This window comes from Catenulispora rubra, assembly GCF_015356825.1.
Lineage (GTDB): Bacteria > Actinomycetota > Actinomycetes > Streptomycetales > Catenulisporaceae > Catenulispora > Catenulispora rubra.
This window is the reverse complement of record NZ_JAACYW010000565.1, coordinates 1-2,406: the sequence shown is the minus strand read 5'-3', so window position 1 is coordinate 2,406 and position 2,406 is coordinate 1. Positions and strand designations below refer to the sequence as shown.

Here is a 2,406-nt window from a genome sequence, read left to right as displayed (position 1 = left end):
ACCACGCAGAGCACGACACAGAACCACGAGACCTCAGCCCCACCGGTCACCTCGACCAGCACGTCGAGCGCACCCCCGACGACGAAACCGGTGGTCCCGAGCAGCCCGCAGGGCCCGCCGAGCACGAGCGTGCCAGTCCCGGGGCCTTCGACGAGTAGCAAGCCGACGCCGACCACCGCGCCCTCTACGACGCCAAGCACATCGCCTTCAACAAAGCCTTCGTCGCTGCCGAGCAAGTCCTCAACGCCTCCGCCACCGCCGAGCACGCCGTCGAGCACACCGGCTCCGGTGCCGCCGGGGGCTCCGCAGGCGGTGACGGTGACGCCGGATTCAAGGAACAACGGCAGCGTGACCGTGCAGTGGCAGAACCCGAGCGACACGACAAACACCAAGTCGTACACGGTCTCGGTGAGCAAGAACGCCGGCAAGCAGACATCGAACAATCCGCTTGAAGTCACCATCAGCGGCCTGGCCTGCGGACCGAGCTACGACTTCACGGTGACGGCGGTCGGTCCGACCGGTCTCACCACCCCCGCCAAGGCTGTCGCCAGCCGCGCTTGCTTCTCGCCCGGAGACCCGACCGCTCTGAAGCTGAGCACGCCGTCCGGTAGCGCCAACAGCCTGGTCGCCACGTGGACCAAGCCGAGCAACCCCGGCATCGGAACCCTGACATACCTGGTGACGGTGACCGGCCCCAACGCCCCGACCAGTGAACAGAGCGTGGACGGCACGTCGACCACCATCGGAGGTCTCATCCCAGGCCGCAGTTACACGGTCTACGTCAAGGCGCACACAGATGGCGGCACCTCGAACCCGGCAACCGCGAGCCGAACAGTCGTCGACGCCGCCGGCCTCACGATCAACCTCGATGCCGTCAAGGGCTACTACACAGTTTGGGGCCCGGTCACCTGCAACTGGCCTAATTGCCCGACCTGGATCCAGCGCACGAAGTCCTCGTACACAGACCACTCAAGCCACGGCGACTGGGTGACAACCGTCAACAACGGCGGAGGCGTCGATGCGTACTGCTACGTCACCGGCGGCTACCCCGCGCACGACGACGCCGGCACCGCGAGCACCATCTGGATCTATGTCAATGCGAACGGCCACTGGGGCTATGCCTCTACATGGTGGTTCGGCACCAGCGTCAGTACCTATGGCCTGCCAGCCTGCTCGGGCACCCCGCCCACCGGCTGACACCCGCGCAGAAACCCCGCACCCACTACCCTGATCACCCCGACTCCCCACCCGCCGAGGACCACCGTGACCGTCACCGAGCCCCGCCCGATGCTGTCCGGCGAGCACTTCGCCGCCGGGTTCGCCCTGCTGCGGGATGCGATCTGCGAAGTCGTGCGGGGCAAGGTCTCAGCGGTCGAGCTTGCTCTGACCTGTCTGCTGGCTGAGGGGCACCTGCTCGTGGAGGATGTGCCCGGTACCGGTAAGACCACGCTGGCGCGGGCGCTGGCGGCTTCGCTCGGTGCGTCGTGGAACCGGGTGCAGTTCACGCCCGACCTGATGCCGTCGGACGTCACCGGTGTGACCGTCTTCGACCAGCGGGCGCAGGAGTTCGCGTTCCACGCCGGCCCGGTGTTCGCGCACGTCGTGCTCGCGGACGAGATCAACCGCGCGTCGCCGAAGACCCAGGCCGCGCTGCTGGAGGTGATGGAGGAGCGCAACGTCACTGTCGACGGGACCACGCATCCGGTGCCTCAGCCGTTCCTGGTCGTCGCGACGCAGAACCCGGTCGACATGGACGGCACCTACCCGCTCCCGGAGGCCCAGCTCGACAGGTTCCTGATGCGCATCCGGCTCGGCTACCCCGACCACGCCGCCGAAGTCGAGGTGCTGCAGGGCCGGGAGCGGACCCGGCGGCTGGCCGACCTGCCGCCGGTGATGGGCATCGACGAGGTGGCCGTGCTGATCCACCAGGCCGAGCAGGTCTTCGTGGCCCCGAGCGTCTACTCCTACGTCGTGAACATAGCCGCGGCCACCCGCACCATGCCCGACGTCCGGCTCGGCGCCAGCCCCCGCGGCAGCCTGGCCCTGCTCCGCGCCTCCCAGGTCCGCGCCGCCTCGCAGGGCCGCGTCTACCTGACCCCCGACGACGTGAAGGCCCTCGCCGAACCGGTCCTGGCGCACCGCATCCTGCTCAACCAGGACGCGCTGATGCGCGGCGGGACCGCCGCCTCCGTGGTCGCCGCGGCGGTGGCCGCCACGCCGGTCCCGCAGACCGCCGAGAATGTCTGACGCGACCAGCGGCGCGACCGACGGCGCGACCAACGGCGCCAACGCCACAGACACCGCCGCTGCGATCAACGCGACCGCGTCCGACCGCCCGGCCAAGTCGCCCGACGCCACCGCCGCGCCCGACGGCACCACCAACACCGCCGTCCCCGACACCCCCAC

2 protein-coding genes and 1 pseudogene are annotated in these 2,406 nt (G+C 69.5%); 2 read left to right on the top strand and 1 reads right to left on the bottom strand.

Going from position 1 to position 2,406, the window contains the following annotated elements:
- Positions 1–428 (bottom strand): annotated as a pseudogene (locus GWK61_RS54050) (hypothetical protein); the annotation flags it as partial.
- Between GWK61_RS54050 and GWK61_RS54045 the strand changes: the two are divergent.
- Both GWK61_RS54045 and GWK61_RS54040 read left to right on the top strand, forming a co-directional pair.
- Complete coding sequence (locus tag GWK61_RS54045; RefSeq protein WP_438939837.1) at positions 313–1,197, top strand: fibronectin type III domain-containing protein; 885 nt, start codon at positions 313–315, stop codon at positions 1,195–1,197. The pseudogene GWK61_RS54050 and the gene GWK61_RS54045 sit on opposite strands and share 116 nt — an antisense overlap.
- A 90-nt stretch (positions 1,198–1,287) precedes the next feature.
- Positions 1,288–2,247: an AAA family ATPase gene (locus GWK61_RS54040; RefSeq protein ID WP_194922205.1), complete on the top strand. Its 960-nt coding sequence runs from the start codon at positions 1,288–1,290 to the stop codon at positions 2,245–2,247.
- The last annotated feature ends 159 nt before the right edge of the window (positions 2,248–2,406 follow it).

What these genes read in the sequence shown, in the direction of transcription:
- GWK61_RS54040 (WP_194922205.1), top strand. Translation starts at nt 1,288, where the DNA reads ATGCTGTCCGGCGAGCACTTCGCCGCCGGGTTCGCCCTGCTGCGGGAT.